General features: G+C 64.3%; 17 protein-coding genes. 10 read left to right on the top strand and 7 right to left on the bottom strand.

Annotated features, from left to right (window positions below; genetic code table 11):
• Window positions 1-237: 237 nt before the first annotated feature.
• Both LB518_RS11460 and LB518_RS11455 read right to left on the bottom strand, forming a co-directional pair.
• Window positions 238-999, bottom strand: a complete 762-nt coding sequence (locus LB518_RS11460; protein WP_224577540.1) for an alpha/beta hydrolase — start codon at window positions 997-999, stop codon at window positions 238-240.
• Window positions 1,000-1,408: 409 nt separating this feature from the next.
• Window positions 1,409-2,473: an AraC family transcriptional regulator gene (locus tag LB518_RS11455; RefSeq protein ID WP_224577536.1), complete on the bottom strand. Its 1,065-nt coding sequence runs from the start codon at window positions 2,471-2,473 to the stop codon at window positions 1,409-1,411.
• Window positions 2,474-2,477: 4 nt separating this feature from the next.
• On the opposite strand from LB518_RS11455, the gene LB518_RS11450 reads away from it, so the two are divergent.
• Complete coding sequence (locus LB518_RS11450; protein ID WP_224577534.1) at window positions 2,478-3,257, top strand: alpha/beta fold hydrolase; 780 nt, start codon at window positions 2,478-2,480, stop codon at window positions 3,255-3,257.
• 238 nt (window positions 3,258-3,495) lie between these two features.
• Here LB518_RS11450 and LB518_RS11440 read toward each other — a convergent pair whose 3' ends face one another.
• From LB518_RS11440 to LB518_RS11425, 4 genes are all read right to left on the bottom strand, one after another.
• Entirely contained in the window at window positions 3,496-6,204 is a 2,709-nt protein-coding gene (locus LB518_RS11440) for a DUF8487 domain-containing protein (RefSeq protein WP_224577533.1), read from the bottom strand.
• An 86-nt stretch (window positions 6,205-6,290) separates the two neighbouring features.
• On the bottom strand, window positions 6,291-7,562 hold the full coding sequence (locus tag LB518_RS11435; RefSeq protein WP_224577531.1) for an extracellular solute-binding protein: 1,272 nt from the start codon (window positions 7,560-7,562) through the stop codon (window positions 6,291-6,293).
• Window positions 7,563-7,609: 47 nt separating this feature from the next.
• Window positions 7,610-8,452: a carbohydrate ABC transporter permease gene (locus tag LB518_RS11430; protein ID WP_224577517.1), complete on the bottom strand. Its 843-nt coding sequence runs from the start codon at window positions 8,450-8,452 to the stop codon at window positions 7,610-7,612.
• Window positions 8,449-9,366 (bottom strand): carbohydrate ABC transporter permease, encoded by a 918-nt coding sequence (locus tag LB518_RS11425; RefSeq protein WP_224577516.1) that lies wholly within the window; start codon window positions 9,364-9,366, stop codon window positions 8,449-8,451. The genes LB518_RS11430 and LB518_RS11425 overlap by 4 nt, the downstream gene beginning before the upstream one ends.
• 121 nt (window positions 9,367-9,487) lie before the next feature.
• On the opposite strand from LB518_RS11425, the gene dgoD reads away from it, so the two are divergent.
• The 3 genes from dgoD to LB518_RS11410 are packed head-to-tail and all read left to right on the top strand — an operon-like array spanning window position 9,488 to window position 12,210.
• Window positions 9,488-10,660, top strand: coding sequence for a galactonate dehydratase (gene dgoD, locus LB518_RS11420; RefSeq protein WP_224577513.1), 1,173 nt, complete (start codon window positions 9,488-9,490; stop codon window positions 10,658-10,660).
• 1 nt (window position 10,661) lies between these two features.
• Window positions 10,662-11,423: an SDR family oxidoreductase gene (locus LB518_RS11415; RefSeq protein ID WP_224577511.1), complete on the top strand. Its 762-nt coding sequence runs from the start codon at window positions 10,662-10,664 to the stop codon at window positions 11,421-11,423.
• A gap of 37 nt (window positions 11,424-11,460) precedes the next feature.
• Window positions 11,461-12,210, top strand: coding sequence for a FadR/GntR family transcriptional regulator (locus tag LB518_RS11410; RefSeq protein WP_224577509.1), 750 nt, complete (start codon window positions 11,461-11,463; stop codon window positions 12,208-12,210).
• Window positions 12,211-12,821: 611 nt separating this feature from the next.
• Here LB518_RS11410 and LB518_RS11405 read toward each other — a convergent pair.
• Entirely contained in the window at window positions 12,822-14,234 is a 1,413-nt protein-coding gene (locus LB518_RS11405) for an aminotransferase-like domain-containing protein (protein WP_224577507.1), read from the bottom strand.
• A gap of 202 nt (window positions 14,235-14,436) precedes the next feature.
• Between LB518_RS11405 and LB518_RS11400 the strand changes: the two genes are divergently transcribed.
• The 6 genes from LB518_RS11400 (at window position 14,437) to LB518_RS11375 (ending at window position 19,288) form a co-directional block, all read left to right on the top strand.
• Window positions 14,437-14,772: a non-heme iron oxygenase ferredoxin subunit gene (locus LB518_RS11400; protein WP_224577506.1), complete on the top strand. Its 336-nt coding sequence runs from the start codon at window positions 14,437-14,439 to the stop codon at window positions 14,770-14,772.
• Between the two features lie 112 nt (window positions 14,773-14,884).
• Window positions 14,885-15,988, top strand: coding sequence for an amidohydrolase family protein (locus tag LB518_RS11395; RefSeq protein ID WP_224577505.1), 1,104 nt, complete (start codon window positions 14,885-14,887; stop codon window positions 15,986-15,988).
• Window positions 15,985-17,115 carry an amidohydrolase family protein gene (locus LB518_RS11390; protein WP_502845822.1) on the top strand — a complete coding sequence of 377 codons (1,131 nt, stop codon included), beginning with the start codon at window positions 15,985-15,987 and terminating at the stop codon, window positions 17,113-17,115. The genes LB518_RS11395 and LB518_RS11390 overlap by 4 nt, the downstream gene beginning before the upstream one ends.
• Complete coding sequence (locus tag LB518_RS11385; RefSeq protein ID WP_224577504.1) at window positions 17,108-17,527, top strand: Rieske (2Fe-2S) protein; 420 nt, start codon at window positions 17,108-17,110, stop codon at window positions 17,525-17,527. Before LB518_RS11390 ends, LB518_RS11385 begins: the two co-directional genes overlap by 8 nt.
• 202 nt (window positions 17,528-17,729) lie before the next feature.
• Window positions 17,730-18,053: a 2Fe-2S iron-sulfur cluster-binding protein gene (locus LB518_RS11380; protein WP_224577863.1), complete on the top strand. Its 324-nt coding sequence runs from the start codon at window positions 17,730-17,732 to the stop codon at window positions 18,051-18,053.
• On the top strand, window positions 18,053-19,288 hold the full coding sequence (locus tag LB518_RS11375) for an NAD(P)/FAD-dependent oxidoreductase (RefSeq protein ID WP_224577503.1): 1,236 nt from the start codon (window positions 18,053-18,055) through the stop codon (window positions 19,286-19,288). Before LB518_RS11380 ends, LB518_RS11375 begins: the two co-directional genes overlap by 1 nt.
• The last annotated feature ends 45 nt before the right edge of the window (window positions 19,289-19,333 follow it).

The raw sequence follows: 19,333 nt of genomic DNA, 5'->3' as shown, positions 1-19,333 counted from the left end.
GGGGCGTCCATCAGGCCTGGTCCGAGGGAGGCAAGATTTGCGAGCCTGCTGGAGCCAGACACGGACCGGATGGACATCCATGAGAATGCCCGTTTGACGTCGTTCGGTCGAGAGCCTCCAGCGATATTGCGCGGCAACCCACGCAAACACGGCCAGAGGCCGGATTGGGTGGCAAGACGCCGCCAACGACGCTATCGATCCCTGAACCGGGTTCGATAGCGTCGCATGGCGGCCGGCTTACTTCGCGTTTGCCGCGGCTTCGATCACCGCTGCCACCTCTTTGGCATGCGAGGCGAGCGATGCGTGGCTGCCTTCGACAGTGGTGATCTTGGCCTTGATGCGGTCGGCGAAGAAGGCCTGCGCGTGCGGGTCGAGCACCAGATCCTTCGAGCTGAGGACATACCAGCTCGGCTTGTCGTGCCACGCTGCGACCTCGGCCGGAGCATCGAATGCCGTGTGGTTGATCGGCATTTGACGCGCGGCAAGATAGGCCCCGATATCCTTCGGCAGGTCGCCGGCCACCGCACTCGGGAACACCGCTGGGTCGATCGTCAGATAACCCTTGTTGTCGGCACGGATCGCCTTGACGCCCGGGGTCGCCGGACCGCTCTTGGACAGGGCCGTGACGCTTTCGCCTTTGTCGGGCGCGAAGGCGGAGACATAGACCAAGGCCGACACCTTGGCGTTGTTTCCGGCTTCGCCGATCACCACGCCAGCCCAGGAATGACCGACCAGGACGGTCGGGCCATCCTGAGCGTTCAGCACCTTGTTCGTCGCCGCGACATCTTCGGCGAGCGAGGTGAGCGGATTCTTGACCGCGGTCACATGGTAACCCTTGGCCTTGAGGATTTCGGCCACGCCGTTCCAGCTCGTCTCATCGACGAAGGCGCCGTGAACCAGCACGATATTCTTGGCCGGATGGCTCGGCTGCGCCGACGCGGGAGCGATGCCAAGCATCGCAGTGGACATCATGAGGGCGGATAGAAGAAGGGCTTTCATTGTGGTCTCCATTGGCCAGCGCCTTGTTGCAGGCGGGTTTGATTCCGGATGATCTGCAATACTCGCATTCGGTGCTCCGTAGCGAGGAAGCGGCTGCTTCACGCGCTTAAAGCATTGAGTATTCAGAGCGTTCGTCGCTGAACGCATCGGAAACATAGAGACGAGTTGAAAAAACCTCCATGATGCGGACGCCGCAAGTCATGCTCCATCGTCCGGATCTGCAATCTGCTCTCCCGAGCATGCAGGCACGCCGCTGGACGTTGATCAGGCTTGAGGGCGAGGCGGCAACCCTCGGCGGCGACGCCGTGTCTTGCGCGCCGGGCTTATCTCGAGCGGCCGGCTGAACGGAGCCGGGCGCGCTCACATGCGCTTGAGCGCGTCCGGCTTCTGGACACGCGTTCGTCGCCGCTCAAGACGACAGATGGCCTCTGGCCTCGCTCGGCGCGTAGCCGAAATGCGCCTTGAACGCACGGCTGAAGGCTGCGTCTGAAGCATATCCGCTTTGATAAGCCGCTTCCGTCACTTTCAGTCCGCCGCTGCGAAGCAGATCGGCGGCGATCGTGAGGCGCCAACGCGACAGATAGCGTAGCGGCGGCTCGCCGACGGCTGCGGTGAACCGCTCGGCAAAGATGGAGCGAGACATTCGCGCGATCTCGGCAAGCGACTGCACTGTCCAGCGCCGGAAGGGATCGGCATGCATGGCGCTCAGGACGCGCCCGATCCGCTCCTCGCCCAAGCCTCCGAGCCACCCCATGCGGTTGGCCTCGCTCGCCGCCCAACTCCGCAAGGTTCTGATAACCAGCAGATCGATCAGTCGGGAAATCATCAGCGATGAACCTGGATTGGGTTGCTGCGCCTCCGCGACCAGGAAGCGAGAAATCGCAGCGAGCCACGGCGGCGCACCAGCATCGCCTCTGGGGATATGGATCAAGGGCGGCAGCGCCGACATGACGGCGGGAAGCGGGCTTCCCTCGAAACTGAAAAAGCCTCCGACCATCTGGCTGACGGGCCCGTCGCCGCCATGCCGCAACACCAATTCGTCTCGATCGAAATGTTCCGCCGCGACAACGCCGATGTCTTCAGACGGTGAACCCAAGGCGTCGGTGATCACATGGCCCTTTCCCAACGGCAACAGGACGAGGTCGCCCTGATTGATCCGTGTCGGCCTTTCGCCGGCCGGTGTGATCCAGGCCTCTCCTGTCTCGATGAAATGAAAGTGGGCGGGTCCGGGCTGGAACTGAAGCCCCCATGGCTCTCTCAGAAACGCCGTATAGACCAACTCTCCGCGCAGACGGATCAGTGTCAGCACCTCGGACAGCACGTCGTTTCGGGCTGCCGACATTCCAAAATCCTGCGTCATTCCGGACGATCCATCATGTATTCCGGAGAACGTGGCATGTCCCAACCTCCTGCCTTCCACTAGTTTTTGCTCATCGACTTCCTCGAAATTACCAGCAAAAACGCGAAGGAACAACGAAATGACCTCCGATAACTCCGCTTCGAACGTCTCCTCAAGCACTTCAGGTGTGGCTGCAGAAAAGCCGCCCGTCATCCTCGTCCACGGCGCCTTTTCAAGCGGTCTCGTCTGGGGACATGTCGCAGCCCGGCTTCAGGCCGCCGGCCACGCGGTCGTGACGGTCGAATTGCCCGGTCGGCCGTCAAACCCGATGGCCTCCGATAAGGTCAGCCTCGAGCTGTATCGGGATACGGTGCTCGGCGCGCTCAACAACGCCGCGTGTCCAGCGATCCTGGTCGGCCACAGCTTCGCCGGCATCGTCATCGCTGCCGCCGCTGAGCAGGCGCCGGAGAAGATCAAGACGCTGGTCTTCGTTGCGGCCTACCTGCCGCAGGACGGCGATTCACTTCTCTCGTTGGCCCAGCAGGATCACGACGCGAGGATCGGGCCGCACCTGACGATCGACAAGGAGCACGGCATTGCTGTCGTCGACTATGCGGCGCGCGCCGAACTCTTCGCGAATGACGGCCCGGCGCCTCTGAAAGCGAAGCTCCCGGACCTTATCCTCGACGAACCTGTCGCGCCGTTGGTGACCCCCGTGCATGTCACGGAGGCTCGGTTCGGCCAGGTCGAAAAGGTCTATGTCCACACCAATCTGGACCAGGTCATCAGCCCCGCCTTTCAAGGCAGGATGGTGGGCCGCATGCCGGTCCGAAATTCCGTCACCCTCCAGACCGGACACCTTCCGTTCTTGACCGACCCCGATGGCGTCGCCACGGCGATCCAGCGCGCAGCTGACTAGCGCTCCTAAAGACGCTTCGGCGTCTACCGCGACAGGCGGGCGACATTCGCCCCGACATTCTTCCCGCAAGGAATGGCGTCGCTCGCCTGTCCTGGCCCCACAAGGGCGCCGAGAACCAGCACGCCAGGATCGTCAGCGGAACGGTACGCATCGAGCCCAACGCCAACACGGGCGCCCATCATCACGGAGCGCTGGTGAGCGTCATCAATGTGGTGAGCGCCCGCGCATGCATGCTGCCTCAGGCGCTGGCCTCCTGCCACCAGGCTTGGACGTCGTGTCGGCTAACGGCGGGCGCGGCGACGGCGCTTTTTGCCAGATAGCCGGAGAGGGCCCTGCGAAAGGCGGCCGCGACGAGACGGTTCTCGAGGTCCGATTGGAGATCAATGGCCGAGAGGATCAGCCGGCCGCGCCCGATCCGGACTTCCGAGAGGAGGACGAGATCGCGGTTGGCGTTCCAGTCGTCGATGACGCGCACGAGCGGCCTCTGGGCGAGCCCGGCCATGTCGAAGGCACGGCGGCCATGCGTCAGCTCCCACCAGTGCCAGTCGGAATGGCGATCCGAGGGGAACGCCTCGAACAGCGGATGCGCCTCGTCGATGAGGAGGCCGAGCGTGTGCGGCGCCTGGCCATCGGTCCACAATGTGTTCCAGAAGGCGGCGGTGTGCCCGAGAACGGCATTTGGCTTCAGCGCATTTGGCGATGGCGCCAAGACGAGCGTCTCGCCGGCCTCGATGCGATCAAGCGTTGCCGCGTCGAGCGTCTCGATGAGCGGCAGTGCGGGCGTCGAGCCCATGGCCGGCATCAGCCAGATCGACCAGCGATTGCGGGCCTCGGTGCCTTCGACGGCAAGCTCAATCTCATAGCGCGCCGGCGCCGCGAGGCCATCGATGTCGATCGCGAGAGTGCCGACATCGTGCAGCGCGCCGGTCGCGAGGCGGCCGGTCCCGACTTCTCCCTCGCGAACGATGCGTCCCGCAGAGTCGCGCAGCGTATAGCGCATGCGCACATCGTCGAGGTCGGCCGGACCGAACTGGGCGAGTTGCATCGTCGCCGTGAACGGCGTGCCCGCGGCAAGGACGAAGCCGTCAGCGCGGAGCAGCGGCACGAGCGGACCGCAGAATTCGCTGAAGCGCTCCGCCGTGACATAGGGCTTCGGATCCCAGAAGGCGTCGACGACGCCGACAAGCGCCGTGCCCTGGCCTGAGAAGTCCTGCAGGCCGAGCAACTGCGTGCCGGCCATGTCGGGTGTGCGCAGCGCGGCTTCCATCTCCTCCTTGTAGAGGGCTGTCTGCAGGGCGCCGCTCGCCATCATGAGATCATGCGCCAGTGCCCCGAGGCCCTTCGCCTCGAGATCGCGGCGGATCATCATGAAATTGCGCGCCTCGAGCACGCCGGTATATTTCTCGATCTCGGCAAGGTCAGGATAGACGCACCACTGCCCCGTCTCGTGGCTGACAAGCGCCATGGGCAGCGACTGGACCCAGTCGGTCCAGTCGGTCCGCGTTTCCAGCGGCCGCGCATTCAGCCGTCCATCGAGCCCCTCGCCCCAGCGCTGGTTGCGCGGTTCCGGCTTCGAGATGAAGTCGGCGCGCTGGATCGTCGGCCAGCCGGAGCCGCCAGTATAGACGCGGCGCCCATCGCGAGCCTGCCACTTGGCGATGAAGCGTTCCAGAAAGGCGTGGAGACCCGAACCGTTCACTTCGTTGCCCACGCACAGCATGACGAAGCTCGGATGATTGCCATAGTCGCGGACGATGCGCTTGGCCTCGGCATGGATATAGCGGTCGAGCGCCGGATCGGCGCCGAGCATCGGCCAGACCGGCGTTTCGACATGGAGCAGCAGGCCCATGCGGTCGGCCACCTCGAAGGCGGCCTTCGGCGGGCACCAGGAATGATAGCGGACATGGTTGAGGCCATAGGCCTTCACGGTGCCGAACACCTTCTCCCATCCTGCATGGTCTGTCGGCGGATAACCCGTCTTCGGAAAGATGGCGCAGTCGAGCGTGCCGCGGAGAAAGACGCGGCGGCCATTCAAAAGCAGATGCCGCCCGTCACTGACGAAGGAGCGAATGCCGAAATCAGTCTCGGCGCGATCGAGCATCACGCCGTCGCGTTGCCATTCGACCGTCAGGCGGTGGATGACCGGCGCGAATTCGTCCCAAAGGCCAGCGCTCTCCGGCAGCTGCGCCGAGAGCGCGAGCTCGGTAAAGCCGCTCGTCACCGCCACCGCTTTGGTGAAGCTGATCGGCGCGTCGTGACCGGCGAGATGGAACGCGAAGCGGATCTCGTCCTGATGAGCGCCCGTGAAGAAGGTCGGGAAACGGCTGTCGCTGTCGAAGGCGTCGAGCTCGATCCGGACGGTGACATCGCGGCTCGGGGCATCGACCTCGATCTTTGCGATGGAGGCACGCGCCGCCTCGATGCGCAGATAGCCGACGACGCCGTTCCAGTTGGTCTGGGTGTGGTCGGTCTTGGAATGGGCCACGTCACCCATCAGGTGATGATTGCGGATGATCGCATCGCCCACAGCCTCGAAGCGGGCATTGTCGATCATCATGACGAGGTGGTGGCGCCCCGCCGTAAGCGGACCCGCCAGCATGCGCACGGCGGTTGAGAGGCTCTCGTCGCGGCCGAGCTTGTAGCCGTCGAGCCAGATATTCACCTCGCCATGCGGCCGCTCCAGCGCGACATGGAAGAAATGGTCGTCGAGCCCTTCCGGCACCTCGAAGTCGCGGGCGTACCAGGCCTTGCCGACATAGGGATGCCGCCGCGAAAGATGCGCCATCGTCTCGCCAGTCGAAAGCGGCGTCTTCCTGGCTTCATCGACGCTTCCCGGCAGCGCGATGGTGTCGCCGAGCTCCGTGCGGAACCAACCTTCGGCCTCGCCTCGGCTGTCGGGATCGAGTGCGAAGGACCAGGTGCCTTCGAGCGGAATGGAGCGGAGCATCCGAGCGATCTCTTCAAAATGGCGGAAGGGCGGGGGAGGGACGGCCGCCCTTTGCGGCCGTCCTAAGGCTTGCGCTTCGTTTGCCGCTACTGCTTGGCGGCGATCTCGGCCTTGACCTGCGCCAGTGCGTCGTCGACCGACATCACCCCGCGCGCGACATTGTTGATGGCCGTCCCCATCGAGAGATAAGCGGCGTTGTCGAGCGGGTTCAGCGTGAAGGGCGTCATGCCCGCCTGCACCGGGGCGAAGATCGCATTCACGTTCTCGCCGCCATAATAGGGGTCGGCGAAGTTGAGCCAGTCGGCCTTCCCGGCGGGCGTCCAGGCCGGATAGAGATCGTCGTTCTGGTACTGCTGCTTGAGGCTCTCGTCATTGGTGACGAGCCACTTCACGAAGGCCCAGGCCGCTTCCTTGTTCTGCGATCCCTCAAGGATGCCAATATAGTCGCCGCCCGAGTTGAAGGCATGCTTGCCGTCGAGGCCCGGCGCAAAGGTCACGCGCCACTTGCCGCCCTGGTCGCTGGCATAGGCCCGCTTCAAGAGGCCGCCGAACCAGTTGCCGTAAAGGACAGTCGCGATCTGGCCGCGCTGGAAGGCGCCTTGCCATTCGGGGCTCCAGGCCGTGAAGGGCGAGATCATGCCCGCATCGGCCGCCTTCTTCACCATTTCCAGGCTCTTGCGGAAGACCGGATTGTCGATCTGGAACTTGCCGTCGGCGCCGAAATAGCTGACGCCGGCCTCCGCCACCACGGCACGCACGATCTCCTCGCCATTGCCGATGACCCAGCGCTGGTTCGGGACGACGAGCTTCTTGCCTTCGTTGATGAAGGCATCCCAGTCGGAAAACAGCGCCGAGACCTTTTCCGGATCGGTCGGCAGCCCCGCCTCGGCAAAGATGTCCGAGCGGTAGAACATGCCGCCCGGGCCGGTATGCTTCGGCAGAACGGCGATCTTGCCGTCGGGAAGCGTGACGTTTGCGACCGTGAAGGGCGCGAAATCCTTGATGAAGCTGCCTGCGTCATAGGGAGGCTTCGAAAGATCGACCCATTGCGGCTTGTCACGCAGAAGCGCCATCATGCCGATCTCGATCATCGCGACATCGGTGCCGGTGCCGGCCAGCATCGCGCGCTGCACGGCATTCAGATAGGCGTTGTTGGCCTGCGGAATGCCCTGAACATTGACCTTGATGTTTGGGTAGGCCGCGTTGAAAGCCGGCAGCAACGCCTGGAACGTCCGGTCATTGTTCGGCCAGGTCAGCACATTGATCGTGCCCGAAACCGAATTATCCGCCGCCGCGGCTGGAAGCGCCGCGAGGCTCGCAATGGCGAGGGCGGCCAGGCCGCCGAGCAGTTTCCTCATCTTCATCCCTCCCAGTTGATCATGAGCCGCCGAGGCGGCGATCCAGCTCACTTGACCGAGCCCGATGTCAGGCCGGCGATGAATTGCCGGCTCAAAAGCGCAAACAGGACGAAGACGGGAACGAGCCCCATCAGCGTCGCCAGCATCACGGCCGGCATGTCGGAATAGTGCGTGGTGGACAGCGTCGTGAGTGCGAGCGGAACCGTGAATTTGGAGCCGTCGCCGAGCACGACCAGCGGGATCTGGAAGTCGTTCCAGGTGCCGATCAGCGTCCAGACCGCAAGTGCCGCGAGGCCCGGGCGGATGATGGGCAGCACAATGTGGAAGAAGGTGCCGATCCCGCCGGCGCCATCGATCTCGGCCGCTTCGTAGAGCTCCTTCGGCACGGTGCTGCCGATATAAGTGTACATCCACACGACGCCGAACCCTGAGGCGATCGGCGGCAGGATGAGCGGCCAGAACGTGTTGAGCCAGCCGATCGCATTCATCTGCAGGAAGAAGGGGATGAGCGCGAGCGAGGGCGGGAAGAACAAGGTCGCGAAGGTGACGGCGAGCAGCGCCTTGTGGCCTGGCGCGCGCACATAGCGCGAGAACCCATAGCCGGCGAGCGCGCTGACGAGGACAAGACCGATCGTCTTCGGAAGAGCGATGATGAGCGAGTTGATGATCGGGCGGAAGGGCGGAAAGACGGCGGCGATGCTCTGGTAGTTCTGGACGAGATGGCTGCCGAACCACAGCGGCGGCGGAAACTGGAAGGTCTCGTTCAGCGAGCGCGTCGCGAAGACCGCCGTCCAGTAGAGCGGCAGGATGAAGAGGACGCTGAGCAAGAAGAGGCCGATCGTCACGCCGATGTCGAAGCAGCGGCCGGGCTGGTAGGTGCGCCGGCTCATGACGCGGCGCCTTGCAGGCGGCGCTGGCCGGCGCGGTAAAGCAGCGTCATGATCACGACGGCGGCGAAGATGTACCAGGAGACGGCCGACCCGACGCCGAAATTGAGCTGGGTGAAGGCTGTTGCGAAGAGATACATGCCGAGTGTCGTCGCGGCATTGTTCGTGCCGCCGAGGCCCTGGGTCAGCACATAGGGCTCGTCGAACATCTGCAGCCCGCCGAGCGTCGCCGTGATGGCGGCGAAGGCGATTGCCGGCAGGAGCAGCGGCACGGTGATGCGCAAGAAGATGCCCCAGCGCGAGACGCCGTCCATGCGCGCCGCTTCATAGATATCGCGCGGAATCGACTGCAGCGCCGCCATGAAGATGATGATGTACCAGCCGGTCCAGCGCCAAACGACGAGCAGCGCCACCAGCGGCTTGATCCAGAATTCCGAGCCGAGCCAATCGAAATAGCTCGGCGTGCCCGACACGGCGCCGACGAGCAGATTCACGAGGCCGCCATTGGATGAAAAGAAAAGCCGCAGCACGATCGCCGCGATCGCCGGCGCAACGAGCAGCGGCAGCAGGAAGACCATGCGGAAATAACTCTTTCCGAAGGCGACATGCTCGTTGATCAGCACCGCGAGGCCGAGGGCCAGCGCGATCGTCACCACCGACGACCAGAACCAGAGATAGACCGTGTTGCCGATCGCCTTCTGGAAGACCGGATCGCGCAGCGCACGGATATAGTTCTCGAGCCCCACCCATTTCGCATCCGAAAAGCCGTCCCACTGGTTGAAGCCGAGATAGAACGAAAACAAGACGGGAAAAACGGAAAAGACGAGGAAAATCAGCAGGAAGGGCGCGATGGCGAGATAGAAGGCGCGATCGCGGCGCAAATGGTCGAGTTTCCCCGCTTGGCGACCCGCAGCCATCAATCATCCTCCCTGGTTGATTAAATAATCCGATGTTTGAAGGGCGTGTCAAGCCGTTCGGAACTGTTGACCAGCCATTTTTGAGCGGATACCATCGAATAATCAGATGTATGGGTGCGCCTTGAAGATTACTGCTATTACGACGCGGGTCGTCAATGCCGAGATGCGAAACTGGGTTTTCGTCAAGGTCGAGACCGACGAGCCGGGCCTCTTCGGCTGGGGCGAGGCGACGCTCGAATGGAAGACCCGCGCGGTGGTCGGGGCGGTCGAGGATCTCGCCCCGCTCCTGATCGGACGGGATCCGCGCGACATCGAGCAGGCGTTCCGCGTCATGACCAAGCAGAGCTTCTGGCGCCTCGGCGCCATCGGTATGAGCGCGGTCTCCGGCATCGAGATGGCGCTCTGGGACATTCTCGGCAAGCATCTCGGCGTGCCGGTCTGGCGGCTGCTCGGCGGCAAGGTGCGTGACCGCGTCGGCGTCTATACGCATCTCGGCATGGGCGACATGCGCGCCGTCTACGAGACGACGGATGTTGCCCCGCTGGTGGAGCGCGCACGCGAGGTGGTGGAGAACGGCTACCGCGCGTTCAAGGCGGTGTTCGTGCCCTACACGCACTACCACGCGCCCCTGCCGGATGTGGACAAGGTGGCGCGCATGATGGAAGCGATGCGTGCGGCGGTGGGCGATACGATCGAGATCATGGTCGACTTCCACGGCCGTCCGGCCTCGGCCGGCGCGGCGCTCGCTTATATCGAGGCGCTCGCGCCTTCGCGGCCGATGTTCGTCGAGGAGCCGGTGCAGCCGGGCGATTTCCAGGCGCTCGCCAGTCTCGCAGGGCGAAGCCGCGTTCCGCTCGCCACCGGAGAGCGGCTGATCGAGCGGGCCGATTTCGAGGCGCTGTTCGCGACGCGCTCCATCGACATCGTGCAGCCCGATATCTGCCATTGTGGCGGCCTGCTCGAGGCGAAGAAGATTGCCGCCCGGGCCGAGGCGCTCGGCATCGGCGTTGCACCGCATAACCCGCTCGGGCCGATTGCCGGCGTGGCAGCGCTGCATTTTGCCGTCTCGACGCCGAACCACGTCATCCAGGAGGAGATGGTCGGCGCCGTGCCCTGGTATTTCGATGTCGTCGAGGGCCCGATCCGCCGTGTCGACGGTTACTGGCAGGTTCCGGAAACGCCGGGCCTCGGCGTCGTCGTGAACGAGGCGGAATGCGCGCGCCACCCTTACGCGCAGGAAGTGTTGCATACGCAGAACGCCATCCTTCCCGATGGCACGATCGCGGACTGGTAAAATGCGCCTCGCGGACAAGATCGCCATCGTCACCGGAGCAGGCCGCGGCATCGGCGCGGCCATTGCCCGCGCCTTCATCGAGGCCGGTGCGCATGTCGCCATTGCCGAGCGCGATCCGCTCACCGGCGCGGCCATGGCGGAGAAGCTCGGCGAACGGGCGCTGTTCGTCGAGACCGATGTGACGGCTCAATCCTCGGTCGACGCCTTGGTCGAGACGGTCGTCGCCCGGTTCGGCCGCATCGACGGACTCGTGAACAATGCAGGCATCAATGTCTTTCACGAACCGCTGGAGACGACGGACGCCGAATGGGCGCGCTGCATGGCCGTCGATCTCGAAGGCGTCTGGCGCGTCTGCCGTGCTGTGCTGCCGGTGATGCTCGCTGGCAAGGGCGGTTCGATCGTCAACATCGCCTCCTCGCACAGCTCCACTATCATTCCGCACACCTTCCCCTATCCGGTGGCGAAGCACGGCCTGCTCGGTCTCACCCGCGCGCTCGGCATCGAATATGCCGCCCGCAACATCCGGGTGAACGCGATCGCGCCCGGCTATATCGAGACCGATCTCGCTATCGAATATTGGAACGGCTTCCCCGACCCGGAGGCGGAGCGGCAACGCACCTATCGCCTGCATCCGCCCGGCCGCATTGGCCGGCCCGAGGAGGTGGCGATGACGGCCGTTTTTCTCGCCAGTGACGAGGCGCCCTTCATCAACGCCACATCGATCGCCATCGATGGCGGGCGTTCCGTGCTCTATCATGAATGAAGGGCCGCTCCGGGGCGGCCTCGAGAGGGCACACGAATTGACGCTATCCGCCGCGCCGACCAAGCCGCTTGCCAAGGCGCTCGTCAAGCCGCGCGTCCATCGCCACGTCGTGAAGACGCTGGCGCAGCGTCTCCTCGACGGCGAATTCATGCCGGGCACTGTGCTTCCGTCCGAACCGGAACTCTGCGGCATGTTCAATGTCAGCCGCAGCGCGATGCGCGAGGCGATCAAGGTTCTTGATTCCAAGGGCATGGTGACGACGCGCCCGCGTGTCGGCACGGTGGTCCGCGCGCGCGACTACTGGAACCTGCTCGATCCCGATCTGCTGGCCTGGTCCATGGAATTGCGGCCAAGCGCCGAGCTGGTCCTGAGCCTCATCGAGGCGCGGCAGGTGATCGAGCCGGCCGCGGCGCGCCTCGCAGCCCTGCGCGCCACCGCCGCCGACATCGCGCCGATGGAGGAGGCCTTCCGCCTCATGAGCCGCCACAAGCAGTCGCAGGACTTCGACGCCTTCAACCGGGCCGACATCGATTTTCACACGGCGCTGCTCCGCGCGAGCCGCAACATCGTCTTCCAGCAGCTCTCCAACACGATCGGCGCAGCGCTGGCCTATTCCTTCCGCCTCACCATTGCGCGTGCCCGCGAGCCGGGCGCCTCCCTTTCCATGCATGGCGAGGTGATCGACCGCGTCCGCATGCGCGACAGCGAAGGCGCGTTTGCGACGATGACGCAACTCCTGAACATCGCCGTGGTCGATCTCGGTTTGTCGTCCATCCGCGAGGGTTAGCGACGTCGCCTTCGAAGGCCGCTCTCGAGCCCGATCGCGCGATGGATATGCGGCGACGGCACCGCCACCTCGATCCGCCCGCTATCGGTCGACGGGAGAAGGATATCCTCCCCTGAAATCGCGTCATGGACGCGGGCCGGAAGTGAATCCAGTCTCAAGCTGACGGTCACCGGGCGGGGCGTTGGCAGAGCCAATCCTTGACAGCGACACTCTTTTGATTTTCTATTTTATATCAAATTATGAAGGGCGGTCCCCGGTGGGTCGTCGATCTGCACGCTGCCCCTTCTTCTGAGGTTCAGGCGGAGGCTGCGGAGGTGTTTTCACGGCCCTCTGTCCTCGTGCCGCAGAAGATCGTCCTGGTCTTCTGGGTGCGTGAAGGGCAGACGGGCGAGAAGCACGTGAACTGGCGGAGAACCCGGCCATGGAGCGTGGGCACGGCGCCGCTAGACACCCCGCTATGTTTCGCTGGTGACGATCGATGCATGCGCCGCTCGACGGACATCGGTTCGATCGCCGTTAAAAGGGAGGGACGAGGCGTCGCATCACCGGTCGTGCGGGCCTGACCCAGAGCGGCGGAAGGCTCGAGCGGAACCGTTGCCCTCTCAAGGTGCTCATTCCAGCAGGCCGGCGAGCGTGGCAAGGCGGTCTTCGGTCGCGTCCGTCCATTCGAACGAAAAATTGAGGCCGATGAAGTTGCGGAATGAACTGGCCACCGAAAGAAGCGGCCCCGGGATGATCGAGATGCCGAGATCCGCTGCGCGTTCGGCCAGGGCAATGGAGTCGACGTTTCCCGGCAGGCGGATCCAGCACATGAAGCCGCCCGAGGGCCGGGAGATCGTGCACTGTCGCGGAAACAGCTGCGCGACCAGATGCATGCCCCTGCGCATCCGAGCCTTCAACTGCTCGCGGATGTGCCTCAACTGGCGGTCATAGCTGTGGCGGACGATGCATTCAGCGATGGCGTGCTGCAAGGCCGCTTCGCCGGCGGCCAGGTCGGTAAAGACGAGCTTTTCCAGGATCGCCTCGCGATAGCGGCTGTTCAGCACCCAGCCTGCGCCGGCGAGCGGTCCCAGCGTCGAGGCAAAGCTGCCGATTTGCAGAACAAAGTCGTTGCGATCAAAATTCTTCAGCGAGTGCGGATTGCTGGGCGCATGGGTGAGCTCCGAGAATGTGTCGTATTCGATGATCGGAACGGCCTTGTCGCCCGCTTTGGAGGCGATGCGCTGCAATACGCCCTCGGGATAGCTCACCCCCGTCGGAAAGTGGTTCACCGGCATCAACAGGCAGGCGCGGATGTCGTTGGTGTCGATGAGATGATCGAACTGGTCGGGATCGATGCCGGTCATCGGATGGGAGTAGATTTCGATCGCTCGCAGATGCCGTCGCTGCAGCGCCGCGAACAGCGGAAAATAGGACGGGCTCTCGATCATCACGAGATCCCCCGGCCGCGTGACCACGTCGAGGCAGAGATCGAGCGCCGTCTGGCTGCTGCTGGTGACGATCGTGTTGTTCTCGCGGATGCGTATGCCGCGTGTGGCCGCCCGGCGCGAGACGATGTCGCGCAGATCCGAAGACCCGGCCAGCGACGTGACCGGAGGCCGGTCGGGTCGGACGTTGCGCAGGAATCGGCGCATATGGGTCAGCAACTCCTGCGTCGGCAGGAGGTCGCTGCTCGGGTGAAGCGAGCCGAAGGTTTCGATCTTCCGGTCGCGCCACAGGGCCATCAACCTGTAGAGCTGGACGGAGATCGATACTTCCCCGCTTGCTTTGCCGTGGGGGACGACCAACTCGGGGAAATCGGTCGAGATCTGGGGCGTATGGGCAACATAGAAACCGGATCGGGGCCGAGCCTCGATCATGCCCTCACTTTCGAGCAGCGAATAGGCATGGTGAACCGTGACGACACTGAAGCCGGTCTGGGCGCTCATCTCGCGCACCGATTGCAGCCTCTCCCCTGGCTTGAGCGTTCCCGTATCGATGCAGTTTTGCACGAAGCGGACCACCTCCTGGTAGCGCCAGTTCATTCCCGATACGCCCTGTCAATATCGTAAATGCATTTGTCTGCTTGTTACAGCACAAGGACAGGCGCCCTTCAATTGCGGTGCCAAAGGCCGTATCGGCAAAGCATCGCCAACGGCATCCGAAACGGGTGCCGCGCAGTCCTTCTCGCGGGGGCGTTGCTGCCGCCGCCCTGCAGTTTTCCGGAAAACACGTGAAAGTTACGCAATGCCAATACGTGACGGCACATGGACCCGCCTCTTCCCAGCCGAAGACCTGGCGCCGGGCATGATGGTCGGCGTCGAGGTTGGCGAGCACAAGCTCGCGATCTGCAATGTCCGGGGCACCTTCCATGCCACACAGAATGTGTGCACCCATGCCTTCGCGATACTCTCCGATGGCTGGCTCGACGACGACATCATCGAATGCCCGCTGCATGGCGGGCGCTTCGAGGTCGAGACCGGCCGGGCCGTGCGTGAGCCGGCCGAGGAGCAGCTGATCATCTATCCGGTCAGGGTCGCCGCCGATGGCGTCGAGGTGCTGCTGCCGGAGGACGAAGCGTAGAGGCCAGCGCGGCCAGCCGCTGCATCTGTTCCTATCCATCGCGGCGGGATGTGCGCCTAGCGCACGAAGGCGACTGACGTAACATGATCTGTCAGGGAGGACATTTCGGACGATGAACGATCTGAATGTCGGAGGAGACCGGCCGCGGCCCTATAGAGGCGCGGTCGATTGCGACGTCCAGATCACGGTGCCGCACCGGGACGCGCTGCTGCCATATCTCGATGAATATTGGCGCGACGTCTCGCTGCAGCGCGGTCTGCAGACCCTCGATACGGCGGCGTTCCCGCGGCAGGCCCCGATTAATGCGAGGCCGGACTGGCGGTTGCCCGAGCCAGCGTCTGTCAGGGATCAACTCCGCAGCCTCCAGGTCAACCTGCTCGACCGCTACGGTTTTTCAGCCGCCATCTGCAACTGCCTCTATGGCGTCCAGCTGCTGCACAGCGAGGACATGGGGCAGTCGATCGCTCGGGCGCTGAACGATTGGATAGCGCGCGAATGGCTCGACAACGAACCGCGGCTGCGGGCTTCGATCGTCGTGCCGATGCAAAATCCGACCATGGCCGCCGAAGAGATCCGCCGTGTCGCCACGGATCGCCGCTTCGTGCAGGTCCTGATGCTGGTCATGGGCGAGATGCCGCTCGGCAAGCGCTACTACTGGCCGATCTATGAGGCGGCGGAGGAATGTGGGCTGCCAGTCGGCATCCATGCCGGCAGCATGTACCGTCACCCGGTCACAGGCACGGGATGGCCGAGCTACTATGCGCAGGACTATTTTTCGCAAGCCTCTGCGTTCCAGACACAGCTCACCAGTCTGATCCTCGAGGGCGTTTTCGGCGCCTTCCCGACCCTTCGCGTCGTCCTCAGCGAGACCGGCGTCAGTTGGTTGCCGCCCTATCTGTGGCGGCTCGACAAATACTGGCATGGCCTCCGCAGCGAGACGCCCTGGGTCAAGGTGCCGCCCAGCGAGATCGTCCGCAGCAGGGTTCGTCTCACGACCCAGCCGTTCGACACCCCCGCCGATCCCGCGGTTGTCGAGCGCCTACTCGACCATATCGGGTCCGATGAAATGCTCCTGTTCGCGAGCGACTTTCCGCATTGGCGCTTCGACGGCGACGACCTGCTGCCCGCTGGAGTGAGCCCGGACCAGATCGCGCACATCAGTCGAGCCAATCCGCTCGCCACCTATCCGCGACTTGCCGAAGGGGTGGTGCCGTGACCGATGTTTCGACCCCAGCCGGAGGGGCTGCAGCGCGGCCAGCGGTCATTGTCGGCGGCCGCCAAGCGATTGCCGATTGCGACATTCATCCGGCGCCTCGCTCGATGGAGAAAGACATCTTCTCGCGGCTGGCGCCCCGCTGGCGCACCCATATTGCGACCGTGGGTATGCTGGCGCGTCAAGGTTTTACGCAGGAGATGCAGTATCCCAAGGGGCAGCCAATGGCCGTCCGGCGTGATGCCTTCCCGCCAGGCGGCGGCATGCCGGGAAGCGATCTCGACTTCATGCGCGCCCAGCATCTCGACCCCAACAATGTGCAATTCGGGGTGTTGATCCCGCTCGGCGCTGCGCAGTCGCTGCAGAATATCGATCTCTCGGTCGCGCTCTGCACCGCCATCAACGACTGGCAGGTCGAGGAATGGACATCCCGCGAGCCGCGGCTCCGCGGTTCGATCGTTGCTGCCTATCAGGACCCGCAGGCGGCCGTCGCCGAAATCCACCGCCTGGCAGGCAAGCGGGACTTCGTGCAGGTGTCTCTGCTGAGCCGTCTTCCCAATCCCATTGGCCATCGGAGCTTCTGGCCGATCTATGCTGCTGCCGCCGAAGTCGGCCTACCCATCGGCGTCCATGCATTCGGCAATGGCGGCTGGGCGATTACGGGCGGCGGCTGGCCCTCTTACTACGGCGAGGACATGATGAGCCACGCCCAGACTTCGCAATCCGCGCTGGCCAGTCTGGTCCTCGAAGGTGTCTTCGAACGCTTTCCGACGCTGCGCGTCGCCCTCATCGAAGGCGGGCTCGGCTGGCTGCCGTCGCTCCGCTGGCGCCTTGATCGCATCTGGGAGCGCAGCAGGGACGAACTGGCTCATCTGCCGCGGCCGCCTTCCGAATATATCCGCGAGAGCGTCTGGCTGACGTCGCAACCGATCGAGGAACCGGCCAACCGCCAGCACATCGCCGAAGTGATCGACTGGATCGGCTGGGACCGCGTGCTGTTTGCCTCCGATTATCCGCATTGGGATTTCGACGATCCCCAGCGCGCGATGCCGTTGCCGCTCAGCAGGGAGCGCCGCGACCGCTTCTTCCTGAAGAACGCGCTCGATCTCTATGGAATTCCGCATGGCTAGATATGTCGTCTGCAAGATCGAGGATTTTCCCGCAAGCGGCCGCATGCTGGTGGAGGTCAACCGGCGACCTGTCGTGATTTTCAGGCTGGGAGAGGAGTGGTTCGGGCTATTGAACACCTGTCCGCATCAAGGCGGCAGCCTTTTCAACGGCTACCAGGCCGGGCTCGCGGAATCCGACCGGCCGGCGGACTATCGTTACAGCCGACAGGGCGAGATCATCCGGTGCCCCTGGCACGGCTGGGAATTCGACATCCGCACGGGCCGGTCCCGCTGCAGGCCGGACGCGGTGAAAGTCGCTCAATTTGCCCTTGCCGTAGCCGGCGGCAAAGAGATCGAAAGCCTCGACGACGTGAAGGGCGTCGAGACCTTCGACGTCAAGCCGGAGGGGGAGTACCTCCTCCTGTCGCTGTAGTCGTCACCGATCTGTTCATATCGATATTCAAATATACTGATCCTATCAGTACAGCCTTTCCTCAGGTCTGATGGCTGGAACGACAGCGGCACCAGCCGCGCCGATCCGGGAGGAAGGGTGACAGCATGCCGATGAGTTCCGCATGGCCAACTGCCTGCGCGACGTCCCGTCACGAAGTCCAGCTGCAACGGGCGTCGACGGCATGCCGCGCGTGACCTATCTGTCGCCGTCAGGCGTTGCCCATTCGGTCGATGTCCGCGCCGGCGATTCGGTGATGCAGGGCGCCATCGCCAACGGCATAGACGGCATCGTCGCCGAGTGTGGCGGCTCCGCCTCCTGCGCGACCTGCCATGTCTATGTCGACGAGGCCTTCCTGCCCTTGGTTGGTGAGGTCAGCCCGGTCGAAGACGAGATGCTCGATTTCGCCGCCAGCGAAAGGCAGCCGAACAGCCGCCTCGGCTGCCAGATCGCCGTCACCGCCGGGTTGGACGGGCTGGTCGTGACACTGCCGGAGAGGCAAGTCTGATGGCGGCCGCAACCACGCTCATCATCGGCGCCAGCCATGCCGGCGTCCAGACGGCCGCCTCGCTCAGGGACAACGGCTATGACGGCCGTATCGTCATGATCTCGGACGAGGCGCATCTGCCTTATCACCGCCCGCCCTTGTCCAAGACGCTGGCGAAGCCGGGCGGAGCGGCGCTGCAGGTGCTGCGGTCGGCACGCTTCTTCGAGGACCGGCGGATCGAGTTCGTTCCTGATACGCGCATCGCCACCCTCGCCCCGAATGAGCGCCGGGTCGTGACCGCAGATGGAGCGGTGATTGACTACGACGCTCTGGTGCTGGCCACCGGTGCCCGGCCGCTGGTGCCGCCGATACCGGGGCGGGATCTCGACGGCGTCATGACGCTTCGCAGCCTCGACGATGCGCTCCGGCTCGGCGAAGCGCTTCAGGGCGCCGACCATGTGGCGATCATTGGCGGCGGCATGATCGGGCTCGAATTCGCCGCGGTCGCGGCAGGCGAGGGCCGGCAGGTGACCGTGATCGAGGCGGCTCCCCGCATCCTCGGCCGCGCCGTCTCCGCCGAGACGGCCGACCAGCTGGCGGCGGAGCACCGCAGGCGCGGCGTCACGATCGTGACGGGCGACAGCGTCCTTGCGATCGAGGGACAGACGCGCGTCAGCGCGGTCGTAACGAAGGCTGGTCTCCGCGTTCCCGCGGATCTCGTGCTGATCGCAGTCGGTGCGATAGCGAATGCTGAGCTTGCCGGCGATATCGGCATCGGCAACCGCGAAGGCATCCAAGTCGATACCGGCCTCGCGACGGCCGTGCCGGGCATTTATGCGGTCGGCGACTGCGCCCACCATCCGAACACCCATGCCGGGGCATCGATGCGCATCGAGTCGGTCCAGAACGCGACCGACCAGGGCCGTACGGTGGCGGCCGCGCTCACCGGAGGCAAGGCGCGCTACACGGCGCTGCCCTGGTTCTGGAGCGACCAGTATGAGCTGAAACTGCAGATCGCCGGCATCACGCAGGGGCACGACCTCGCGGTCTCGCGACGCGACGGACCTGATGGACGGCTGACGGTCTTCTGCTTTCGCCGGGGGCGCCTCGTCGGCGTCGAGTCGATCAACAATGCCAGAACCCACATGGCCGCGCGCCGACTGCTCGGCGCCGGCATGACCATCACAGCCGCACAGGCCGCCGATCCCGATTTCGACATCGGAGCCGCGGCGAAGCTGATCGCGGCCGCGGAATAAGCGGAGGAATCATGCATCGGAACAACCAGATGTTCGGGCGGAAGG

This window comes from Mesorhizobium sp. BR1-1-16, from assembly GCF_020165495.1.
Lineage (GTDB): Bacteria > Pseudomonadota > Alphaproteobacteria > Rhizobiales > Kaistiaceae > Kaistia.
Note: the sequence above shows the minus strand (reverse complement) of the source record. Positions and strands in the feature narration are given on the sequence as shown.